Genomic DNA, 21,356 nt, shown 5'->3' on the forward strand with positions numbered 1-21,356 from the left:
TACTGCAACGGTGCTTATAGGGCCGCAGCGGGCACGGCCCCGGCCATGAGGAATGCTTCCAGGCCTCGAAGAACGAATGCGGCCTGGACGAGTACGAGGTTCGCCGCTATGTCGGCTGGTATCGGCACATCACCCTGGCCATGCTGTTCTGGCCGCACTCGCCGCCCAGGCCGTCGGCGAGGCCGCAAGGGGGGCTGCGGAAACGGATCGGCCCTCGTCCCGCTCACCGTGGCAGAGATCCGGCGACTCCTGGACACTCAGTTGGCCGCGGAGAGGCCGACGCGTAGGGGCAGTCCGCCCGCGTCGGACAGGATGTGCATCTTGGAACCTGGCTTGCCCCGGTCCACGGGGCTCGGACCTGCAGGTTCGCCCCCTTTTTTTAGCGCGGACATGCGCGGAATCCAGGACCGCCCGGGACAGGTCGACCAAGCCCTGTTCGTCCAGGAGCTGGAGGATCTTCTGATGCAGTCGGCCCCACACCCCGGCTCTCGACCAGATGACGAAGCGACGGTGCACGGTCGACTTCGACGCCCCCGAAGCACGGGGTAAGGCCCGCCAGGCGCACCCGCTGACCAGCACGTAGACGATCGCCGCGAAGACCGCCTCGTCATCGATGTTCGCGACCCCGCCGCCCTGCGGACGAACTCGGGCCGGCGGCAGCAACGGCCTCGCTATCTCCCACAACCCGTCCGGAACGATCCATCCCCACCGCCCCACTCCCCATACCCAGCACAACTGCCAACTGACCGTGTAGGACACGGACTTGGCCTCGGTCCACCGATGTGGTTTCGAAGTAGTCTCCGAGGGTTTGCGGGGCGGTTCTGGGATCCCTCCAGCACAGTGCGGCGCTCTTCCATCACAATCGCTGGCGGAAGCAGCGAACACCCGGCCGCTATGGACAAATGGCGGGCAGGTGACTTCGATTTCGTCGGCGGACCGCACTGCTGGTGAGGGCCTCGGTGTTTCTCCGAGGGGTTTGGGCCGCCGCCTGCGCGGCGGCGGCCTGTTGCTCTTGCGTTCCTAGAGCTGGCGCCATTGGGTGCCGACCTGGTCGGTCTGGCGGATGACCTGCTCGTCGGCTGCTGGAGCTGGCCATGCCTGAAGCAGGTATGTCTCGACTGGGTCGTCGTCCGGGCCGAGGCTGTCTTCGGCCCGCCCGGCGTCGCGGCCGCGGGCGTGGACACGCACCCGGTAGGTTCCCGGGCCGACGGAGGCGAGGTCCGGCAGATCCTCCACCTCGCCGTCCTCCCACGACGTGACCACGGCCGAACCGGTACTGGAAGTGAAGGACGTCTCCACCACCTCGTCCCAGTCCCCCTTGAGCGGCGGTTCGGATGTGTGCGTGGTGACGGTGACCTCGACCGGGCCGACAGTCAGCCCCGTCAGGATGCCGGCCCCGTCCTCAGCGACGGCGATCAGCCCGTTGCTCGCATCGGAGATGTCCGGTGCCTGATCAGTTCCGAGCTCGGGGTCGACGACATAGAACTGCCGGGCATACACCCACACACGGGCGACCCCGCGCCCTTCCGGCATGCCGGGTTCCTCCTCGGTGTCAGGAGATGGCGACCCAGAAGGCGTCACCGTTCAGGATCCTATTGTCCTTGTACGCCTTGAGCAGGTACTTGGACCCGCCGGCCGCGCTGTTCTGCTTCTCGTTGATCATCCTGCGGCTGAAGACACCGGTGGCCCCGCCTTCCTTGGTCGACGCGAACGGGTACTCGTCACAGCTCTTCCCCGCAGGGCGGGGCAGGCTCTTCGGGCACGCCTTCGAACGGTTCTTATCGATCAGCTTCTTGTCGGTGGTCAGGTGCAGCGGCTTGCCCACGCCGGGCTGGGCCCTTCAGCTTCCGCTGCGCGTCCCACACATGCTGCGCCGCTTCCTTGACGTTCTTGTCGCCGCGGGACATCGCGAAGACGGGAACGGCTCCGGGGTGGACACAGCCGCCGGCCTTGGTTGTGATGCCCTTGACGTGGTCGGGCCCTCCGCTACTCGCATCACATTTGCGTGCCCGCCCAAGGCGGTTCCGCCGCAGGCCCGACTGGAGTAGCCGGCCGGGCGTTGGTCTGCTGTTGTCCGTACCGTCGGGCGTGAGTGCCCGGACAGGACGGCGCTCCGGTTGGCCCTACGGTCACTTCGCACGCCCCGCCGGGCCAACCTCGTTGTTCTCAGCCACCGCCGCGGAGGTTGCCGCAGTCGCTATCGGCGTTGACAGGCCGCAATCCCAGCCGCCACCCGCCGCCCGCCTCATGCCGTCCGTCCGTCGGCTCGACCGTCGGACTCCGCATGCGGTTGGGCCAGCAATTTCATGTGGCCGGTGGCGGGTCGGTCTGGGTGAGGCGTATTCCGTAGCCGAGAGACCTCACGGTCTCGGGTTGTGGCGGGCCGTACCCTTGACTGCTTTCCTGCAGCAGCACGGTCAGCAGTGGGCTGTTGACCGTCTTGTTGCTGAGTGTCGCCCCCGTGTACTCGGACACTGCCCGCAGTACGGGGTCCCATCCGGGGAATTCCTCCGCGGCTTCGCTTCGCCGGAGTTCGACAGCGTCCCACCACGGGTGTGGTGGTTCGGGTCGGGTGCTGGGCATGCCCGGCTCGAATCGTTCTGTCAGATGCCCGTCACGCCAAAACTGGAACGCCTGACAGCCACGTGCGTCCTGCTGAAGGCTGAGTGTTTCGGTGCCCTGGGAGAGCCGGGTCAGCAGAGCGGCCGTGGAGCCGAGCCAACCCCACTCTTCAAGGCAGAATGCCCAGTCGCCGATCGCGCCGATGCGCAGGACGGTTGCTGTGAGTCCTTCGTCGCCGATTCGCTGGCCGAGCCGGTAGGCTTCCTGTGGCTCCAGCAGCTGTGCCTCCTCGGGCCGGGCGCCGTACCGGGTGAGCAGCCCTGACGGGGCCAGGCCGTGGGTGAACGTCAGGCACCACATGATTTCGTGGTCAGCCCAGGACGTCGATGGTCGGGGTTCCGTGTGATCGCTTTGCACTGTGATGCCTCCTAACTGGGTGTCCGCACCGGGCCGGGCAGCTGCCCGGCCCGGTGCGGACGATGCTTTTGTAGTCAGGGGGTGAATTCCAAGTCGAACTTCTCGGCGTCCAGGATCCGGTAGTCCTTGAAGAAGCTACCGAGCTTGCCACCAGCTGAGCCGTTCGCTTCCGCCGACATGTTCGCTCGCACACAGGGTTCCTGCCCCGTGAGTGGCTTGTTGGCCCGTGCCTGGGTGATCAGCCACTTTCCGTTCTGGAGGACAGGGATGACGTCCGCGCACAGTGCTCCCTCGGTTCCTCCTTCGTAGGTGCCTGCGAAGGGGAACTCATCACATTGGTCATTTACGTTGATGTCGGGACGGCGAACGAACGGGTCGATCGTCGATTCACAGGTCTTAGCTCGGTTGGTTGACGCGAGTCCCTCGCCCCGGCTGAGCGGTGCGTTGCCTCGCAGTGTCTGGCCGTATTGATAGACGGCCGACGCGGCGCCGTGTGTCGGGTCGGAAAGGGAGTACTCCAGCGTCGCGCGCATGGGTACGACACATCCGCGGGTGGTGGATCCGTTGCCCATGGCTTCGTCACACCGGATCTTCAGCTCCGCAGGGCTCTCCCAGGACATGTTCGGGTCGACGGCAGTCGCTCCGTTGGCGGTGACCGTCATGAAGTACTTAGTCTGGAAGCTGTCGTCCGCGCCGTGGGCGACGCGGCTGTTGTATGCAACTTCGCCGGAGGCCGATTGCTCTTGCTCCAGGGTCTTGTTTCCGTACCAGGGCCGTCTGGTGGTCGGGGTGCAGGTTGAGGTGCATTGGACGGCGAAGCCGATGTTCAGGCTCTTGACGGCGCCGGTGACCTCCGCGATCTTGAGGGAGATTGTTTCCTTGATCTCGGTTGTGGTCTGGCTCAGAGTTTGGCTGGTGTTGATGTCGATGAGGCCAGTGCCTTGCACCTTGCCTTTCTCGTCATAAAGGGTGTAGCGCCCCTGTGCGCCCGTCAGGCAGAGGCCACTGCGGCGGGTGTAGGTCCACTCACCGTCCTTGGAGATCTCGCAGGATCCCATCGGATCATCACTGATGGAGGATGCTGCTACAGGCGCGAGGGAGCGTGCCGACGACCGTTTTGTGGGCGCTATCTTGACGAATTGGATGCAGCTCTGGACCGCGCCTCCCAGCGATGCCCGTTCGCTTGTTGGCACAGGCGAACACGTACTGCTCGACTTGACGGCGGAGTACGCAGGTGCAGCGGCCGTCGGGGCAGAAGTGGGTGTGGTGATCGCCTTGTCCGCGTGGGATGTGCCGGCGACCGTCAGGATCAGGGCGGCTGCCATGGACAGCATGAGGCTGATACTGCGGCCGGACGTGACTTTCATGTTTTTTCAGTTCTCCTTTGAGCTTCCGAAGGTGGAGGGGGAACCGGTCGAGTCGGGTGGCGGCTCCGGCGTCAGGAGAAGATCTTGACGAGGGGAGAGACGAGGTCTTCGGCGACCTTCTCGATCTTGTTGACGACGGGCTTGACCACACTGGCCACGCGGCCGCCGCCGCGGGTCACGAGGGACAGGGCCATGCGGCCGGCAGCCGAGGCGAATTCACCGCTGGTGTAGCCGTACTCAATGCCGTTGGCGATGAGGCTGACACCTGCGGCGACTACGGAGATTCCAAGGCAGACGGCCGCGATACTGCCCAGGACCGGAGCGGCAGGCCAGAATACGCAGGCCACGCCGAAGCCTGCGGCCAGGAGTCCTGTCGCGACGCTCACCTTGTCGGCGGTGTCGGCCCACCATGAGGCGTCGTTCCACCATTCGTCCTTGTCGGTGTCTGTCCCTCCAGGGTTCACCTGGTTGTTGGTCGACGAGTCGGACGGGTTGCGCTTTTCATCTCGGTCCTTCTGGGCCTGCTCGGCGGCCTTGCGTGCGGCCTCCTTGACCTCTGCCGTCCGCTTGTCGGCCGCGATCTGCCGGGCGTCGGCTGCGGCGGCGGCCGCCGTTTTGGCGTCCTTGCCGGCGGCGATCTGAGAGGCACGGGCGCTCGCAGCGGAGGCACTGGCGCTGTTGGCGGATGCGATGGCGCTTCGGGCGGCGTCGATGGCCCGGTTGGCGGAGTGATTCGCCGAACGGGCTGCGCTCTGTGCGGTCGTGGCGGCGGCCTTGGCTTTGTCTGCGGAAGCTCGGGCGTCGGCGGCCGACTTGTCGGCAGCATCGGCGTTGGCGGTGGCCTGCTGGGCGCTGGCCTTGGCCTCGTTCGAGGCGGTAATGGCCTTCTTGGCCCAGTCCTGAGCTTCGGCTGCGGCGTTGCGGGCCAGCGCGGCCACCTGCGATGCCAGCGCAGCGTTCTCCTGGGCTTCCTGGGCTGTTTTGGCTGCGGTGGCGATGGTCGCCTGCATGGCGGCGGCATGACTGAGGGAATCGTGGTCGAGCTGCGCCGCCTGGTGCAGGACGGTCTCGACAAAGCGCCGGCGCATCCAGGCCGGGCCCTCCATGGCCACATCGGCATACGCCTCGGTGTAGGAGCCGCCGTTGTTCTTGGCGGTCAAGGTGGCTACTGCGTCGTCTTCCTCGACGGCCTTGACGAGCTCAACGTCGAAGAATCGTTGCAGTGCCTCCGGTGTGTCAGAGTTGAGGGCGTCGTTGGCCGCCTTGGTTACCGCTTTTCCGGGCTTAGTGTTGAGGATTTTCAGGATGTTGACCCGGTTGTCCATGGCACGCGACTTGATGATGCCCGAACTGTCGAAGTCCCCCTCTGCGGGGATGCCAGCGGCAAGTGCTTGCGCTGCAGCTTTGGCGACGGCCGGCTCGGAGACCTGTGCGATGAAAAGGATGGTCTCGCGGTTGTCCTGTGACGCGGCGACCGCACGGTCCACGTCGATCCAGCCGTACACGTCGTCGTCGGATCCAGCCAGGGCGAAGCGGGCAGCCTGTCGTGTCCAGGTTCCTTTGGACTCCAGCAGCGCGACGGCAGCCTGGCGGCCAAGAGTTGCGGCGACGGCGAGGTCGTTGTTCCAGAGGGCTTGTTCGGCTTTGGCTATAAGAGCCTTGGTGGCCTCGGAGGTCTGTTGTTCCTGCGTGCGCTTGTTCAGCGCGGCCGCACGCTCGGACCTGTCGAGTTCGGCGAGTTGAGCGGCTTCGCGTAGTCCCTGGATTCGATCCGACTCCAGAGCGGCATGCTCGGCAGCACGGGCCTGCTTCTCGACCTTGATGGCGTCTGCGACGGCCTGCGTGGCTGTGTTCGCGGCCTGGACGGCCTGGCCGGCGTAGGTGGTGGCCTTGTTGGCGAAGTCCACGGCCTGACCGGCGTACTTGACCGCCTCCTCGGCGGCGTCGGCGGCCTTCTCGGCATGTCGGGCTGCGGACGTGGCGGCGTCACGGGCAGCACGTGCGGCCTTCGCGGCGTCTCCGGCCAGGGCGTAGGCCGTGGAGGCGGCTTTGGTCGCCTGGTTGGCGGCGGACGTGGCAATCCCTGCCTGACGCTTGGCCTCGGCTGCTTCCGCCTGCGCCACCCCTGCTGCCCCGGCGGCCTGGGCCGAGGCGTTGGCGGCGGCGGCAGCGTTGCGTGCTGCGGAGGCAGCCGTCAGGCCGGCTTTCGCCGCCTGCTCTGAGGCGATGGCCGCTTGGTCGGCTGCCGCGGCCGACGCGTTGGCCTTCGCGGCTGCGTTGCGGGCTGCGACGGCTGCGTTCTTGGCCTCGGTGGTCTTGGCCGCGTCCTTCGACGCGGCGATCGCGGCGTTGTAGGCGCGCGATGCCGCCGATCCAGCGGACGCGGCTGCCTGGGAGGCGGCCGTGGCTGCCCAGGAGGCGCGCTGCGATGCCTGCACTGCGGCGTTGGAAGCACGGATGGCCGTCCGGGAAGCGGACGCGGCCCCGGCGGCGGCGGTCGCGGCGGCTCGCGCGGCAGCAGCCGACTCGCGTACATCGTCCTTCGCCTTCTCGGCTTCCGAAGCGGCTTTCTCCGCCGCCGTCTTGGCCGCCTCTGCGGCGACGGTGGCCCGATCGGATGCTTCGACGGCCAGGTCGGTCTTCTCCTGGGCGCGAGCAGCCTCTCGTTCGACAACAGCGACGAGCTGGTCGATCGTGGCGGACTCCTGGTCACGGGCGCGGGCGATGTGCTGCCCTGTGTCGAGGTACCACTGCACATCGTCCGCAGTGCCGTCCAGAGCCCGGTTGGCATACTTGGTGACCTCGGGGCCCGCGCCATTGAGGGAGCGGGTGATTTCGACGCGTCGGTCTTCCAGGCGGGCGTCGTACTGGCCGGTCAGGAGGAACTTCTCGAGCGCTTGGTCCGTGCCGGCGTTGAGCGCGGCGTTGCCGTCCCGGTTGATGGCCTTCCCGCCGTTGGCCATGACGGACAGGGTTGCCACTCGCATGTCCTCGGTGACCGAGGGGCGGAAGCCGTCCTTGACGAACGCGGCGATGGCGGTGTCGCCGCCACTCAAGGCTGCACTCGCGTCCCGGCGTACGCCCTTGCCTCCGTTGGCCAGGTAGCTGAAGACGACGACACGGTTGTCGATGCGTGTCGCCCTCGGCAGCTCTTCGGTGAGGAAGACGGTGATGTCCTGGTCGGTGCCGCTCAGGGCGTAGGCGGCAGCCTCCTTAACTGCCTTGCCTCCCAGGGTCCATGCCACGACTGCCTTGCCGCGGTCGGTATCGGGCAGGACAGGCGTATCACCGGACGGAGCAGTGCGGGGGGCGGCTCGCACGGGGGTGGTGAACAGCAAGGGGGAAGAGGCGGCAGCCGCGCCAGCCGCCAGTACTGCGGCGAATCGGCGACGGCTCAAAAACGTTGCCTGCACAGAGATCCTCTCTCAGCCATATTCACGGGAACAGGTCATGCGCTGTCGGGTACGTATCCGAGAGCGGTGATGCCGTGACCTTACGCAGCCTTTCGATGAAAAGACGTATGGCCAGAACCTGACAGGGAAATCAGTAAGAGAATGGCTGAATGTAGTCCTAAATTTTTCTCAAAGTCGCCACAACCTTCGCGAGAGTGACATAAGTCATGAGCGAAAAGAGAGTTTTGAGATATTTTGTCCGACTTTTCTTGCTTGGCGCGATCTTGCTGCGGCTGTTTTTATTCGGTGGTCAACAGTGCTGCACGAAGATGCCCAAATTCGAGGTCTCTTCGGCTCTTCAATGGCCGTGAGATTCCATTCGAATTCCCTTCGGCAGATTCACCCCAGCGCGTCGATTCACGTCTCAAAGTTCCTCGATCGACAGGATGAAAATGCAGATACTTAGTGCAGTTCTGAGAACCGTCGGCGTGGCAGTGGGGGCTGGCGCTCTGACCTGGCTCGCCGTCATGGGCAGCGTGCCGGGCGGATCCGGCACTGAACGGCTGGCCACCGAGGCCGTAGCAGACGAGGGCCCGGGATACGCAATCGAAGACTTCACCTACCCGAATGCGGACAAGATCCTCGCAGAACAGAAGATCAAGCTGAAGAAGGGCGACGGCCACATACTTCTCGCCGCGTGCGATTCCGAACCGGGCCTGCTCGAGGTCTACTCCCGAGTGAACGAGAGGGTTTGCTTCCGGGTCTCGGGCGCCAGCGGCTACCTGAGCCTGGAACTCCCCTCGGTCTTCGGTGTCAAGGGCAACGACTACGACTCCCAGGTCGACATGGCCGTCGGCACCGAGGAGAAGACCTACAAGGTCATCAAGAACACCTGGACCCCTGTCGGTGAGACCGCTGACGAGCAAGGACGTGAATTCATGCTGCTGGAGATCAGGGCCTCGAAGTAGCGCAAAGGCGGCAAAGCCGCCCATGTCGGCGGCTACGCGCCAATCGATCGCCGCAGTTCCCGCACGCACGCGCCCCTATCCGACGGATACCTCTGTGGACAGTGGGCCTGCACGTCTGATCAGAGCCTCACCAGCACAGACCCTGGGCGAACGGTGAGGCCACCACGGATCGAACCGCGTACCCTCCCGCCGTCGAAAACCCCATCGCAAGTCATGTCCCGACCTACAGCAAGGTGATCGTCACCGTGTCCAGCACACGCACCCGTCTCGCCATACTCGGAACGGTTTTGGCCACCACCGCCAGTTCTGCCGCCTTCACGGGCACACATGCTCTCGCGGCCACTGGCCCCGCTGCTCCCGCCAGCCTCCAGGCGTCCATCGCACGCCTCCACATCGGCGAGGGTGAGAGCGCCCGTTCCTGCTCCGGCGCCCTGGTCGACCGCCAGTGGGTGCTGACCGCTGCCGCGTGCTTCGCCGACAATCCTGCGGTCTCCACCCAGATCGCCGCGGGCAAGCCGACCCACAAGACCACAGCAATCATCGGCCGCAGCTCTTTGACCGGAACCAGCGGACACGTCGCCGAGGTCGTTGAACTCGTCCCATCCCCCAGCCGCGACCTGGTCATGGCCCGTATCGCCACACCCACCGCCAGCATCACTCCCCTCACCGTCGCGGTCTCTCCCGCCGGTGAGGGCGACATCCTGGAGGCAGCCGGCTTCGGCCGCACCAAGACAGAATGGGTTCCCGACGCGGCCCACACGGCGTCGATGAAGGTCGGTTCGCTTTCCGCCACCGAGCTAACCCTTGCCGGTGCCACCGGAAACGACGCCCTGTGCAAGGGAGACACCGGAGCCCCGCTACTGCGGGAGGCCGCAGAAGGCGTTGAGGTTGTGGGCATCGCCACCCGCTCGCGCCAGGGCAGCTGCCTGGGCGCGACCGAGACCCGCACCGACGCCGTTGCCACACGCACCGATGACGTTGCTGACTGGGTCGCCACCACGATAGGACGTTCGTGGGCACTCCTGATGTCAGCCACCGACTTCAACGGCGACGGCAAGGCCGACCTGCTCGCCATCAACGCGGCCGACGATTTCCTCTATGCCTACCCCGGCGACGGCAAGGGTAAGTTCGGCAAGGGTGTCAAGGTCAGCGAGGGCAAGTGGACCGGCATGCGCCTGCTCGCCACCACCGACTTCACCGGTGACGGTAAGCCCGACATCCTCACTGCCCACACCAACGGCAACCTCTACCTCTACCCCGGCAACGGGAAGAACGGCGTCACCGGCTCGTCGATCGTCGGCAGCGGCTGGGGCGGCATGCGCGTCATCGCCGCCGCCGACTTCAACGGCGACAAGAAGGGTGATCTCATCGCCGTTCACACCGACGGCAACCTCTACTTCTACCCCGGCAAGGGCAACGGCTTCGCCGCCAAAACCCAGTCCGGTAGTGGATGGGGCAACATGCGTCTGCTCGTCGCTGGCGACTTCAACGGCGACGGAAAGGCCGACATCTACGCCGTCCACAACAATGGCGACCTCTACCTCTACCCCGGCAAGGGCGACGGCACCTTCAACACCGCCGCTAAGACCGGTCAAGGCTGGCAGAGCACACGCCTCGTCGACGCCGCCGACTTTAATGGTGACGGAAAGACCGACCTCGTCGCCATTCGCAACAGCGGCAACATCTTTGCCTACCCCGGCAACGGAAACGGCAGCTTCGGCACGCCCATCGAAACCTCGGCGCCAGCCAACTAGTACTCCAGTCTGACTTCGCGATCTTGTGGCCGTACCCGGCCGGGAACGGGTACGGCCACCGCGTGATCAGCGGTTGGTGTGTGGACAAACGAAGATCGTGCGGTGGCCGCTGGCCATAGCGTAGACCCTGCCCGATGGCGAGCGATGTTCGACCAGGTCATGGCCCGGATCGCGGGACGTTTCGGCCGAGTTGAGCCGAGGGCGAGTGCCCGCGCCTATCACCTGGGCTGCTGTCGAACGCCGAGCGGAAGAACTGCTGGCAGCTGGCCGAACAGGCCGGTCACGCCCGGCCCGGACCGATGCAGCGGCTGCTGCGCTACGCCCGCTGGGACGCCGATGCCGTCCGCGACGACATCCGCGCCTACGCCGCCGAACACCTGGGGACCGACGGCGCCGTTCTCGTCGTCGACGAGACGGGCTTTGTGAAGAAGGGCCACGCCTCGGCGGGAGTGCAACGGCAGTACACCGGTACCGCAGGACGCGTCGAGAACGCCCAGGTGGGCGTGTTCCTCGCCCTGGCCACCCGTCGGGGACGGGCCCTGATCGACCGCCGGCTCTACCTGCCCGAGCACTCCTGGTGCGCTGATCCCGAACGCCGCCACGCGGCCGGGATACCCGACGAAGTGCAGTTCCAGACCAAGCCGCGAACAGGGCGAGTTCCTCCGGTCATCGGGCCATTTGCCGCGTACGGTAGGCCCGGCCGACACGCCCCGCCCGTCAAAAAAGGGGGGACGGTGGCGGGCGGGGGACACAGAGCGGAGGAAAACGGGATGACGGAGGCCGCGGCGAGCGAGCTGGACGAACGGGTGCTGGGGCGCAGGTGGACCGTGCGTCTGGACGCTGCTGGCCGGGGCAGTGCGGCGGTGCGCGTCTCGTGCAGCCGGCCCGCCTGTGCCGAGCAGCGTCTGCCGTCCGCGGCCGCCGGCGTGCGGCCGCGGTCGCTCACCTCAAGGCTCACCTGCGCGCCGCGCCCGCACCCAGGGCCGGGGCGTACTGCGCGTGCCGGGCCGACGGCTGCCACACCCATCTGTCCGACACGGGCCGACATGCGCGTACCGAACCCTGGCGATGCGGCGGGCCGGTCGTTCTGGCCGTGATCACGGACCGGGAAGGACGCTGGTGGCAGGCCATGGAGTGCTGCTCGAGGTGCGCGGCCGCCACCCCCGGCGCCAAGATCGCAGCCACCTCCCAGCCTCCCAGCCCGCAGACCACCGGCCGCCCGGCCCCCACAGTCACGGGAACCGGCACGTGTGGGCCGCAGTTCTCCGACCGCCCGGTCGCCGCCGGGACGGGGGTTCCGGCTCCCCGCTCGGTACCGGCGCGGCGCCGCCCACCGCAGGCGAAGATCGCCCAGCGGGTCATCCCCCACGACCTGCGGCCCGTCACCTTGCGGGACGAGCTCATCGAACTCCGCGACCTCTTCCGCGCCTACCAGCAACGCGACCAACCGGACCTGGCGCTGCTCGCCGACCTCCAGGAACGCAAGGCCCGCGCGTTCACCACCTGGGCCGATGTCACCTGCGACGGTGCCCTGCGGTTGGAGGCCCGACGCGCCGAGCAGGCCGCGGCCGCCGCCCGCCTCCAGCACCAGCAGCGCACCGGCAACATCACCGGCGGCACCACGGACAACGACGGGCCGGCCGTAACGCGGGTGCTGACCGTACCGACGCAGTGGGAGCACGCGCGCTCGGTCCTCGCGTACGCGGCCGACCGCAGCCCGCTGCCCGGCCCGGAGGCACGGCTGCTGGTGCTGATGCTGACGCTGCGCACCGCGCACACCGGCACCGGCAACCTCGTTGGCCAGGACCTCACCGCGCTGGGCCTGACCGACCCGGAGGACCTGGTCGAGAAGCTGACCGGCTGTGGCTGGCTCACCTTGCCCGGCACCGTCGGGGACCTGCTCGCTTCCCGGCCGGAGAACCCCACCCCGATCACCGTCCCCTCCCTGGTGCCCCACGAGGACAAGGCGGGCCCGTTCACGTTCGGCAAGAAGATGCGGCCCAAACTCTCCGGCTGGGCCCAGAAGGTCATCTCGGACAAGAAGCTCCGCAAGGCCAAGGCCACCGCCACAACCCGGCTGCTCGCCCTGACGCTGGCCACCCAGACCGATGCCTCGGGACGCCTCGGCCCCGGCGGCCAGGGCATCGCCCTGACCGCTCTCGCCGACCGGGTTCCGGTCGATCCCGGTGAGCTGCAGCACCTGGTGGACCAGCTGACCGCAGCGGACTGGCTCACCAACACCGCCCTCACCGATAGCCACCTCACCGGGCAGCTGACCGAACGAATCCTCTCGCTCACCTGCCCCCTCCGGGCGTAAGGCACAGCAGCCGTCCGAGCGATGCCGCGGCGGAGTCATGTCCTGGCCCGCGCGGCATCGCCGGTCAGCCGACCAGCTCCTTGGGCAGTCGGCGGGCAGCTTCTTTACGCCGTAAAGAGGGGGTTGCCTCCGTTTCCACTGGAAACGGCCCTGCGCCGCGTTGGCCCGGCGGCGCAGTGGCGGGTAGCTCAGCCCCACAGCTTGCGGGTGAACTCCTTCGCCCACTCCACCCGCTCGTGATGGAGGTCGTGGGGTGCGCAAGGGGAGTTCGGGCCGGCAGGGCGATCTTCTTCTCGGCGACCAGCTGCAGCGTGACCACGGCCGTGAATGCCTTGGTGTTGCTGGCCGCCCGTACCTGCCCGTCCTTGGGTACCTTCGCGCCGGTCTTGAGGTCGCCGACACCTGCGGTGTAGTGACGCGTCCGGCCCTCGCGGTCCACGACGCTCGCCGACGCGGAGGGTATCTGGTCGTCGACCACCAAGGTGTTCAGGCTGTTTTGAACGGGGTCCGGCTTGGCGGCGGAGGCCGCGGACGGGAACAGTGCACCGGTGGTCATGACGGCCCCGGTGAGCACGGTCACGGCCAGCAAGGTCTTACGTCGGCCGCCTCGCGAAAGAGTGGGACGGAACCTCGGCGATACACGTGCGTGCATGGAACAACTCCTGTCGGTAGGGGAATAACGTCAGTGGGTCAGTGAGAGGTGGTCGTGGTGCGACGGGCCTGCCGGTGGCTCGGCCTGGGCCTGTGATGGTCGCGGTGCATGAAGGAACGGCTTTCCGCTCGTGCCCCCGCCCGAGGACGGGGAGTATGGGTGAGGCGGGACCTGGTTCCGCTACGTGATTCGAGGGGACCTGCGGCGGCGCAGGAGTCGGCGGGCGGGCAGCATGACGGCCGCCGTGCCCGACAGGAACACCGTGCCGAGTACGGCCGCGCAGACCGAGGGGGACACCGACAGCGCGGACAGACCGGTCACCGCGCCGCCGAAGGTCAGCAGCGTCACCGCCGCGACCAGGGAGCCGACGGCGGCCCCCGTGCCGAGTACGAGGCAGGTCTCCAGCCGCAGCATCGCCAGAACCTGGCCGCGGGTTGCGCCGATGAGCCGGAGCAGCGCCAGTTCACGACGGCGGGATGCGGTGGCGACGGCCAGTGTGGTCACCACGCCGATCAGGGTGAACAGGGAGATCGCCGCGACTGCGAGCAGTCCGGGCAGGGCCTGCTGGCGGGCCTTCTCGGTGAGGGCCGCACTGTACTGTCCGGCGGATGTGGCGCGGGTCCCGGGGAAGCGGTCGAGCAACGGTCGCAGGTCGGCCTCGCCTTTCACCAGGAGGTAGTCGTCGTGGCCCGCGTCGGTGACGTGGGCGGCGACCACGTCGTGAGGCAGCAGGACGTCCCCGAAGCCCTGTCCCCGGTCGTAGACGGCCACCACCTCGGGGCGGATCACGGTGCCGTCCCCGAGCCAGAGAGACACGGTCGAACCGACCTTGGCCGCGCCGGCCACGTTCGAACTGAGCGCGACCGTGTTCTTGCCGCGTAGACCCTTCAGCGAGCCCGCCTTCACGCCCGGGTCCAGATTGGGCAGTGCGCCCTTCACGCCTTGGGTGGGCAGGGACTGGAGCTGGGCCGCGACCGACATCACCACGGTGGTGCGTTTCACCGCGGTCACGGTCCCCGGCCCGGCCGTCCTTTCCACCGCCCGGTACATGGCCCGGGGCACGCCCGGCCCGTTCGAGACGAGGACCTGGTCCGCGTGCAGCCCCGCGGCTGCCTGCGTCCGGGTGGCGTTGACCGCGGTGGTCTGCACGAACAGCTGGCTGGCGCCGAAGGAGAGCGCGAGCGCGATCGGCGTGATGACCGACGCGAGTCGCACGGCCGCGGCGGTGGCCGTGTCGGTGGCGAGCCGGCCCGGGACCGGGAACAGGAGGCGCATGACGGGGCTGAGGACGACGATTCCCCCTCGGGCGATCGAGGGACCCAGGAGGGCCGCCGCCCAGATGAGGGAGAGTACGAGTCCGCCCATGGCCGCGGTCGCCACCTGCCCGCCGAACGCGAACGCGGTGGCGGCCGAAGCGAGACCGACGACCAGGAGCACCAGGCCGGTGATCACGCGCCAGCGCGGTAGCCGAGTCGGTTCGGCGGAGGTCTCGCTCACGGCCTGGGCCGGCCGGATCCGGGATACGCGTCGTGCCGCGAGCCAGGCGGAGCCGACCGCGGTGAGCACCGTGAGCGCCAGGGCACCGACGATGGGCAACGGTCCCAGAGCGAGCCCCAGCCCCTGGGGCAGGACCCCCTGCTCGGCCATGAAGCGGTGCAGCAGGGTGCCGAGCCCGAGCGACAGCAGACCGCCCAGGAGCGACGCCGGTACCGCGACCTTGAGCGTCTCGCGGACGATCACCCTGCGGACCTGCCGGGGGGTGGCACCGATGGCGCGCAGGACGGCGAGTTCGCGGGTCCGGTCCCGTACGGACGTGTCCAGGAGACCGGTCACGATCAGCAGCACCACCAGGAGGGCGACTCCGCCGATCGACGCGCACACGCCGATCAGGTCGAGTCGTGCCGCCGCCACCTCCGGGTTCTCGACGTCGCCGCGGCCCGCGCCGGTCGCGACGACGAGACCGGGGGCGGCTGACCGCAGCGTCCGGGCGGACGTCTCCTTCGTGCCGAGCACGACCAGCGCGTCCGCGCGCTCGGGACGGCCGCTGAGGGCCTGTGCCGTGTGCTGGCCGAACCAGACATCGCGGCCTGCGCCGGACCCGCCGGCCACCAGACCGCTGACGCGGTAGGGTTCCGGCGCCCTGCCGCCGACCTGGAGACGGACGGTGTCCCCGACGGCCCTGCCGCTGCCGGAGTCCACCGCGACTTCGTGTTCCGCCCGCGGAGCCCGGCCGGCGCGCAGTTCGACCTCGGTGAGCGCGGTCGCGTCCCAGCCGCGGCCGGTCCGCACGGCCCCGTCCGCGGTGACCACCGGCAGAGAGACGTCCGCGACCACCTCGGTGACCCCCGGTGCCGTGCGTACCCGGTCCGCCACCGATACCGGTACCCGGGCCCGTTCCACCAGCGGCCTGACATCGGTCTGGTCGTCCTTGACGACCTCGACGCGCTGGCTCGCGGCGATGACGGCCACGGCGCGCTCGTAGCGGTCGGCCGATCCGTGCGCCCGTAGTGCGGATTCCAGCAGGACCCCGAACGCGCCCGTCAACGCAGCCGCGCACAACAGTGCCACCGCCACTCCGGCGGCGATACCGCGCCTCACAGCGTCCCCCAGTGGGCCAGGACGGTTGCGGCGGAGGGGGCCGTCAGCTCGTCGACGATCCTGCCCTCGCTCAGGAAGACGACGCTGTCGGCCCAGGCGGCGGCCACCGGGTCGTGGGTGACCAGCACGACCGTCTGCCCCATCTCGTCGACCGCGTCACGCAGCAGCTTCAGGACGTGCTCGGCCGCCCTCGGATCGAGCGCGGCCGTCGGCTCGTCGGCGAAGACGATCTCCGGGCGGGTGACGAGCGCTCGGGCGACCGCCACACGCTGCTGCTGGCCGCCGGACAGACGTGCCGGGAGCCGGTCCAGGTGGCCGGCCATCCCCACGCGGTGGACCACTTCGTCCAGCCAGCGCCTGTCTGCCTGGCGGCCGCCGAGGGACAGCGGGAGGGTGATGTTGCGCTCGACGTCCATCGAGGGCATGAGGTTGTAGCCCTGGAAGACGAACCCGATCCGTTCGCGGCGCAGCCGGGTCAGCTCCGTCTCGCTGAGCCCTCCCATGTCCAGATCACCGAGCCGTACCGTTCCGCTGCTGGGCCGGTCGAGGCCGGAGGCGCAGTGCAGGAAGGTGCTCTTGCCCGATCCGGACGGACCCATGATCGCGGTGAGACTGCCCTTGCGGAACCCCCAGCTGACCCCGTCCAGCGCGGTCACCTCGCCATAGGACTGGGAGACCTCCTCCAGGGACACGGCGAACTGCGTGGCCCGGGTCGTCATCGGTTGCATGGTGGGTCCTTCGGTTCCTCGATCGGTCAGAACGGGTACCGAACGTAATCGCGCGAGCCGAGTGGACGGCAGCGGTCCCTCTCCCGAACCGGGGGTGTAGCGGGCTCCACCTGCCAGGTGTAGCGCGCACTTATGACAGGGGAACACCCGTGAAGTACCGTCTTGGCCCATGGACCTGAAGGCAAGGGCACTCCGCAGCCTACGATCCGCGAGGTATCTGCTGGGTGGGCTCACCACCGCTCTGCCTTCGCTGGCCGGTTACGTTCTGTTGCCGCTCGTCTGCTTCTCGCTGATCTTCTCCCCGGCCCTGCCGTGGGCGGTGCGGCCATTGCGCGCCTTGACCGATGCCGAGCGCCGACGCGCCGAACGCGTTCTCGGCCGCCCCGTGCGCCGGCCCTATCCGACGCCCGAAGGCAACGCCTACCAGCGGACGCTGCAACTGCTGCGGTTCCCGGGTACCCGCAAGGACGTGGCATGGATGCTGGTTCACGGCATCGTGGGGCTCGTCCTTCCCGTCCTCGTCCTGGGAGTGCTGCTCAGTCTGCTGCTGACGATCTCCATCCCGCTGTGGTGGTGGACCGTTCCCGGCGGAACCCTCACCCTCCTTGCGGCCCCCCTCACCACCTGGATGCAGGCGATCGTCCTGTCCGCGGTGTGTGCCTGGCTCTTCGCTGCCCTCTTCTTGTGGCTGGCCCCCGCCGCGGTGAAGCTGGAGACCTGGATCGCAGAGATCATGCTCGGTACTTGGACCGGCGCCGGCCGGCGGATCGAGGAACTGACCGCCTCGCGCGCGGGAGCCCTCCAGGCCCACGAGGCGGAACTGCGTCGGATCGAGCGCGACCTCCACGACGGCACCCAGGCGCAACTGGTGGCGGTGGCCATGCGACTGGCCCTGGCCGAGCGCCGGTTCGACAAGGACCCGCAGAGTTCCAGGAGAATGATGCTCGACGCCAGGACCACCGTGGACGAAGCACTTGCCCAGCTGCGCACTGTCATCCGCGGTATCCACCCGCCGATCCTTTCCGACCGGGGACTGAACGGCGCCATCCGCTCCCTGGCCGCAGGCCGGCCGATCCCCACCGCCCTGGATCTGCCCGAGACCGACCACCGCCCCCCGGCCGCCGTCGAGGCAGCCGCCTACTTCGTGGTCGCCGAGGCGCTGACCAACATCGCCCGGCACAGCGACGCGAGCCATGCCCAGGTGTCGCTCCGGTACGACGGTCCCATGCTGCGCGTCGTCGTGCGGGACGACGGGTGCGGCGGGGCCGCACCCGGCTCCGCCTCCGGCAGCGGACTCGCCGGGGTACGCCGACGGGTCGCCGCCCTGGACGGCACGACGAGGATCGACAGCCCTGTCGGTTCCGGAACGACGATTGAGGTGGTGCTGCCGTGCGGATCGTGATCGCGGAGGACAACGTTCTTCTCCGCGAGGGCTTGATTCTGCTCCTGGAGGATGTCGGGCACGAGATCGTGGCCGTCGTGGGAAGCGGGCCCGAGATTGTCCCCACCCTGCTCGAACACCGGCCGGACGTGGCCGTCCTGGACGTCCGGCTGCCGCCCGGCTTCCGCGACGAGGGGCTGCGAGCCGCCATCGAGGCCCGGAAACTCATTCCTGGCCAGCCGCTCCTGGTGCTCTCCCAGTACGTCGAGGAGAGCTACGCCGCCGAACTCCTCGGACAGGGCGCCTCGGGGATCGGCTACCTGCTCAAGGACCGTGTGGGGCACATCGAGGAATTCCAGGACGCGCTGGAGCGCGTCGCCGCGGGCGGAACGGCACTGGACCCCGAGGTCGTCTCCCAGCTGATGAGCCGCCGGGACCCTCTCGACGCACTGTCCCCCCGGGAACGTGAGGTTCTCGGGCTGATGGCGCAGGGCCTGGACAATCTCACGATCGCCACGACCCTGTTCATCACCGAACGTTCCGTCAGCAAGCACATCGGCAGCATCCTCGCCAAGCTGAACCTGCCGCCGAGCGACAGCGGCCACCGCCGGGTCCTCGCGGTGCTCGCCTACCTGAACGCCTGACCTGCGTACCGCACGGGTGTAGCGGGCTACACCTCCGGTTCGGGGGAACGGTCCGATGCGCCGACCGGGGGCACGGGGCGAAGGTGGACGACGTAAGAGATCCCACCCCTGCCGCCCACCGGGCCGCCGGGGCGCACAACAGGAGGAACCCCTGATGAAGCCCGTGCTCTGGCTGCTGCTCCTCATCTCCACGGCGGCGGCGGTCTACGTCAGCACCTTCGCCCACTACACCGGCACCACCAGGGTCCTGGCCGGAGTCGGCACCGGCGTCGCCTTCGCCGGATCGGCACTGGGACTGTGGTTGACCAGCGGCAAGAAGTGACCCGTAGCGGCGAGAGCACCTGAGGAGGGGGTGTCCGGCAGCGAGTCGGACACCCCCTCCTCAGGCGTGGTGCGGAAAACGGACACCACCTCAGGAGGTGTAGTCCGCACCCCTCCCGAACGGGGAGCCATACCTGTCGTTCCGAAAAGACACCGTTCATAGGTTCTTTTGTGCGGACACAGGGCCTTCCTTCCCTCGCCTCTCCGGAGAAGCAACTGATGCGCCCACTCACTCGAACCACGCGACGGCACAAGGTGATCGCAGTATCGGCAGCCTGCCTGCTCGTTCCCCTGGCGGCCTGCACGCCGGACGACGGAACGCGACCGGCCGCAACATCATCCTCCACGGCGGTGCCACCCAAGGCGTAGCCCTGGACGCCTCCCTGCGCACAGCCGCGCCCCTCCTCGGAGCCGGTCTCGACCGCATCGTCCACGCCTCCTACACCGAAGGACTCGACCCGCTCGATCTCGCCGCCCGCGCCGAAGTCGCCCTCCAACTCGTCGACGGCGAAACTGGCCTGTCCACTGTGGAACTGCTGGAGCCGCCTCACTGACCTCAGCTGGAGGACCGCCACCTCACCGTAGGGGTCACGGCTGCTGTGGCGGCCGCCGTTTCCATTGGAAACGGCGGCCGCGCCTTCGCAACGCGCCCCTCAGGCGAGGGCATCGCCGAGTAGCCGACGCGGGGCACCGTCCAGGTGCCGGTGGAGCAGTTGGGCGCGCGAGTGTACCAGGCCGGTCCGGTAGGCGGGCGGCAGCCTGTCGTAGATGGCGGCCGCCATCGCGGCGGCCTCGTCCGGATCTCCGTCGACCTGCAGGCACGCGGCGGTGTCCATGGCGATCAGGGCGCGGGTCATCACCGACGGCGAGGTCGTCAGGGCCAGGGCGTCGTCCTGCGCCTGGTACGCGGCGCGGGTGTCGCCGAGCAGCGTGTACGCCTGGGAGAGGTGCACCGCGTGCTTCTGGGCCGGGTAGCCGAACCAGGTGTCCGCCGACTCGTGGCCGTCGAGCTGCTCGGCCAGGGTGCGGACGTCGTCCACTGCGCGGCGGGCGCCGGGCAGGTCGCCCACGGCGGCCAGGGACCGGGCGTTGACGGCGGCCGCGAGTGCGGCCGCGCCGGACGGGCGGGCGCCGGCCTCCCGGCGGGCCAGCGCGGCGATGCGGGCGGCCTGCCCGGGTGCGCCGTAGTTCAGGCCGACCATCGCGTGTCGGCCCAGCACCCAAGCCGTCATCCGCCGGTCCCCGGATTCGCGGGCCGCCTTCGCCGCGGTTTCGAACCAGCGGTGCGCGTCGGCCTGGTCGCCGCGGTCGTGCTGCACGATCGCCACCAGGCCGGAGATCCCGGCAGCCGTGCGTGCCAGGTCGGTACGGTCCCGCGCGGGGTGGGGCCGGCGCAGGACGGCGGCGAGGAGCGCCAGGTCCTCCCGCATCTCCCCGAGGACGGCATCGGGCGCCCGCCCGTTGTAGCCGCCCCGGTGCCGCTCGAACGCACCCTCCAGGTACGCGAGATCGCCTGCGCCGTCGGCGTCCAGGCCGGTGTCGATGCCCTCCCGGGCCTGCGCGATGCCGGGCAGCAAGGCGAACCCCGCCGTGGCCGCCAGGGTGAACAGCTGTCGTCGTTTCACGTCGTCGTCCTCCATCCTCTGCTGCCTGCGGTGTCGCCGGGTGTTCTCCAGGGCCTGGTCCAGCTGCTCGTCGGTCAGGCCGTAGACGGCACGGATCGCCGTACGCCAGACCGGAGTCGGTAAGCGGCGCTCGGTCTCCCACCTCTTCAGGTTCTCGACCGTGCACACCAGGCCGGCGGCCGTCATGCGCTTGGCCTGCTGCTCGCGGGTCCGGTCTGCCCGCTCCCTGATGGTGCGCAGCAGCTCGCCGATTCCGTCCGGGCTCACCATGCCGGGGCCTCCCCTGTCCGGGTGTCGAAAGACCATCCTGGCCCCCCAACGCGGCCCCGCACAGGATGAATCGGCCCCCTGGAGCGGCCCTCCCCTGTGGTTTTCCCCGGACCTTCAATGGTCGAACGGAACCGGCCGGGACAACGCCTCCAGAGGCTCCCCCTCCCGGCCGGCCCCGTACCGGGCGCCCACCTCGCCTGGGGGCGGCGGGCGCCGTCCACGCTCCATCCGACACGAAGGAGTACGTCATGAACGGCCTGATCCTCTCCAGCCGCTCCATCAAGGGAGCCGCGACCCGGACCCCCGACGGCGGGGGCACCGGGGCCGGCCGGGAGGGGGAGAAGCGGGTCGGTGCGGGTT

The 21,356-nt window shown here is 68.6% G+C and carries 16 protein-coding genes and 2 pseudogenes; 8 read left to right on the top strand and 10 right to left on the bottom strand.

From position 1 onward, the window contains the following. Positions 1–260: 260 nt before the first annotated feature. From WA762_RS34190 to WA762_RS34210, 5 genes and pseudogenes are all read right to left on the bottom strand, one after another. Positions 261–735, bottom strand: a pseudogene (locus WA762_RS34190) (IS5 family transposase); the annotation flags it as partial. Positions 736–1,020: 285 nt separating this feature from the next. Next, the gene (locus WA762_RS34195) at positions 1,021–1,533 is read right to left on the bottom strand and encodes a hypothetical protein (RefSeq protein ID WP_335941457.1); all 513 of its coding nucleotides are present in this window, start codon (positions 1,531–1,533) and stop codon (positions 1,021–1,023) included. A 19-nt stretch (positions 1,534–1,552) separates the two neighbouring features. Then, positions 1,553–1,825, bottom strand: a complete 273-nt coding sequence (locus WA762_RS34200; RefSeq protein ID WP_335941459.1) for a NucA/NucB deoxyribonuclease domain-containing protein — start codon at positions 1,823–1,825, stop codon at positions 1,553–1,555. 479 nt (positions 1,826–2,304) lie between these two features. Next, on the bottom strand, positions 2,305–2,979 hold the full coding sequence (locus WA762_RS34205) for a DUF6461 domain-containing protein (RefSeq protein WP_335941460.1): 675 nt from the start codon (positions 2,977–2,979) through the stop codon (positions 2,305–2,307). Positions 2,980–3,053: 74 nt separating this feature from the next. Then, positions 3,054–4,037 carry a hypothetical protein gene (locus WA762_RS34210; protein ID WP_335941462.1) on the bottom strand — a complete coding sequence of 328 codons (984 nt, stop codon included), beginning with the start codon at positions 4,035–4,037 and terminating at the stop codon, positions 3,054–3,056. Between WA762_RS34210 and WA762_RS34215 the strand changes: the two genes are divergently transcribed. Next, positions 4,015–4,434, top strand: coding sequence for a hypothetical protein (locus tag WA762_RS34215; RefSeq protein ID WP_335941464.1), 420 nt, complete (start codon positions 4,015–4,017; stop codon positions 4,432–4,434). The two genes, WA762_RS34210 and WA762_RS34215, sit on opposite strands and share 23 nt — an antisense overlap. Here the strand turns inward: WA762_RS34215 and WA762_RS34220 are convergent. After that, positions 4,418–7,684 (bottom strand): ALF repeat-containing protein, encoded by a 3,267-nt coding sequence (locus WA762_RS34220; RefSeq protein WP_335941466.1) that lies wholly within the window; start codon positions 7,682–7,684, stop codon positions 4,418–4,420. The genes WA762_RS34215 and WA762_RS34220 overlap by 17 nt on opposite strands. Positions 7,685–8,184: 500 nt before the next feature. Here WA762_RS34220 and WA762_RS34225 point away from each other — a divergent pair, with 500 nt between their 5' ends. From WA762_RS34225 to WA762_RS34240, 4 genes and pseudogenes are all read left to right on the top strand, one after another. Beyond that, positions 8,185–8,706, top strand: coding sequence for a hypothetical protein (locus WA762_RS34225; protein ID WP_335941467.1), 522 nt, complete (start codon positions 8,185–8,187; stop codon positions 8,704–8,706). Positions 8,707–8,951: 245 nt separating this feature from the next. Further along, complete coding sequence (locus WA762_RS34230) at positions 8,952–10,460, top strand: FG-GAP-like repeat-containing protein (RefSeq protein ID WP_335941469.1); 1,509 nt, start codon at positions 8,952–8,954, stop codon at positions 10,458–10,460. Between the two features lie 159 nt (positions 10,461–10,619). Next, a pseudogene (locus WA762_RS34235) lies at positions 10,620–11,107 on the top strand (IS701 family transposase); the annotation flags it as partial. 446 nt (positions 11,108–11,553) lie between these two features. Next, positions 11,554–12,777, top strand: a complete 1,224-nt coding sequence (locus WA762_RS34240) for a hypothetical protein (protein ID WP_335941471.1) — start codon at positions 11,554–11,556, stop codon at positions 12,775–12,777. 64 nt (positions 12,778–12,841) lie between these two features. Here WA762_RS34240 and WA762_RS35865 read toward each other — a convergent pair whose 3' ends face one another. From WA762_RS35865 to WA762_RS34255, 3 genes are all read right to left on the bottom strand, one after another. Next, complete coding sequence (locus WA762_RS35865; protein WP_443080752.1) at positions 12,842–13,357, bottom strand: serine hydrolase; 516 nt, start codon at positions 13,355–13,357, stop codon at positions 12,842–12,844. A gap of 252 nt (positions 13,358–13,609) precedes the next feature. Then, positions 13,610–15,997, bottom strand: a complete 2,388-nt coding sequence (locus tag WA762_RS34250) for an ABC transporter permease (RefSeq protein WP_335941473.1) — start codon at positions 15,995–15,997, stop codon at positions 13,610–13,612. Between the two features lie 26 nt (positions 15,998–16,023). After that, positions 16,024–16,746: an ABC transporter ATP-binding protein gene (locus WA762_RS34255; RefSeq protein ID WP_443080753.1), complete on the bottom strand. Its 723-nt coding sequence runs from the start codon at positions 16,744–16,746 to the stop codon at positions 16,024–16,026. Between the two features lie 178 nt (positions 16,747–16,924). On the opposite strand from WA762_RS34255, the gene WA762_RS34260 reads away from it, so the two are divergent. The 3 genes from WA762_RS34260 to WA762_RS34270 all read left to right on the top strand — a co-directional run bounded on the left by WA762_RS34260 (position 16,925) and on the right by WA762_RS34270 (position 19,102). Next, the gene (locus tag WA762_RS34260; protein ID WP_335941477.1) at positions 16,925–18,157 is read left to right on the top strand and encodes a sensor histidine kinase; all 1,233 of its coding nucleotides are present in this window, start codon (positions 16,925–16,927) and stop codon (positions 18,155–18,157) included. After that, a complete protein-coding gene (locus tag WA762_RS34265) occupies positions 18,145–18,780 on the top strand; it encodes a response regulator transcription factor (protein WP_335941479.1) in 636 nt (211 codons plus the stop codon). Before WA762_RS34260 ends, WA762_RS34265 begins: the two co-directional genes overlap by 13 nt. A gap of 154 nt (positions 18,781–18,934) precedes the next feature. Next, on the top strand, positions 18,935–19,102 hold the full coding sequence (locus tag WA762_RS34270) for a hypothetical protein (protein ID WP_335941481.1): 168 nt from the start codon (positions 18,935–18,937) through the stop codon (positions 19,100–19,102). 652 nt (positions 19,103–19,754) lie between these two features. Here the strand turns inward: WA762_RS34270 and WA762_RS34275 are convergent. Next, entirely contained in the window at positions 19,755–20,996 is a 1,242-nt protein-coding gene (locus WA762_RS34275) for a transcriptional regulator (RefSeq protein WP_335941483.1), read from the bottom strand. Positions 20,997–21,356 lie beyond the last annotated feature (360 nt).

Origin of the sequence: Streptomyces tyrfis (assembly GCF_037034285.1) — a bacterium.
Classification (GTDB): domain Bacteria; phylum Actinomycetota; class Actinomycetes; order Streptomycetales; family Streptomycetaceae; genus Streptomyces.

Coding starts and splice junctions, on each gene's coding strand:
- WA762_RS34275 (WP_335941483.1), bottom strand. CDS start 20,996: ATGGTGAGCCCGGACGGAATCGGCGAGCTGCTGCGCACCATCAGGGAG.
- WA762_RS34225 (WP_335941467.1), top strand. CDS start 8,185: ATGAAAATGCAGATACTTAGTGCAGTTCTGAGAACCGTCGGCGTGGCA.
- WA762_RS34195 (WP_335941457.1), bottom strand. CDS start 1,533: ATGCCGGAAGGGCGCGGGGTCGCCCGTGTGTGGGTGTATGCCCGGCAG.
- WA762_RS34210 (WP_335941462.1), bottom strand. CDS start 4,037: ATGGGATCCTGCGAGATCTCCAAGGACGGTGAGTGGACCTACACCCGC.
- WA762_RS34260 (WP_335941477.1), top strand. CDS start 16,925: ATGGACCTGAAGGCAAGGGCACTCCGCAGCCTACGATCCGCGAGGTAT.
- WA762_RS34270 (WP_335941481.1), top strand. CDS start 18,935: ATGAAGCCCGTGCTCTGGCTGCTGCTCCTCATCTCCACGGCGGCGGCG.
- WA762_RS34255 (WP_443080753.1), bottom strand. CDS start 16,746: ATGACGACCCGGGCCACGCAGTTCGCCGTGTCCCTGGAGGAGGTCTCC.